Here is an 870-nt window from a genome sequence, read left to right on the forward strand (position 1 = left end):
TTGACAACATCCTTTTCAATCCGTTGACGCTCTCTAAACGCCGCCTCTTTGAAAGGAATCCAAGCTGCCTTCCCAGCAGCTTTTGCTAATTGTACAGCTGCATCACGTTTACCCGTTGGCATACTGACATTATGCGTAAAAGATATCTTTTCATCCGCTACACGACCTGGTATTCTGTTATAAAAATCTGCATAATTAGCTTCTTTTTCGACAACCTTCTTGACCGCAGAAGCTTTATCGGCTCCATAAATCTTTGCAAATCGTTTATACAGATCATTCGTACCAAAAATCTCCTTTGCCTTGGATACTTCATCTTTTGTTTGACCCATACCTTGTAAAAGTTCTGCCCTTGAACCCTTTTTAAAGTATTCTTGTTGTGCCTTTGGTAATTCATCAAAGATTTTACTGAACTCATCCTTATTAACCGACTTGCTAAGGATTTTGGAACCTTCATCCATGGCATCTAAACGTGAACTATATTGGTGATACAATGATCGTGCCTTCTTATATTTAGGCGATATATCATCCATAAGCTCTAATAACTTTTTCTGAATGCCAACTAAGGTATGAACTTTACTATTATCTCCTATCTTCTCGGCTTCATCTCTCATAAGACCAAGTTTAACCTTCGTTTCATGGAGAACTCCCATGTTGGGTTTTTCTTTAAGGAGATTAAATTTTTCAGAAGAAAACGAACTGACTTCTTTGCCACCACTCGTGAATTCCTGTACCCCTCCTTTATAAGCCTGTTTGAAGTATGGACGCTTCATTAATTCATTAAGAGCACCATAATGCTGTTCTCCTATTGGTGTTTTTTGAGCTATTTCGTAAAGAGTATGTGGTTCTGCTTTCCTAATCGCGATAAGATCA

The 870-nt window shown here is 38.3% G+C and carries 1 pseudogene; it reads right to left on the reverse strand.

From position 1 onward, the window contains the following. Positions 1-870: pseudogene (locus ACFIJP_RS09405) on the reverse strand (hypothetical protein); the annotation flags it as partial.

Origin of the sequence: Bartonella sp. MU37NMGALS, from assembly GCF_042194015.1 — a bacterium.
Taxonomy (GTDB): domain Bacteria; phylum Pseudomonadota; class Alphaproteobacteria; order Rhizobiales; family Rhizobiaceae; genus Bartonella; species Bartonella grahamii.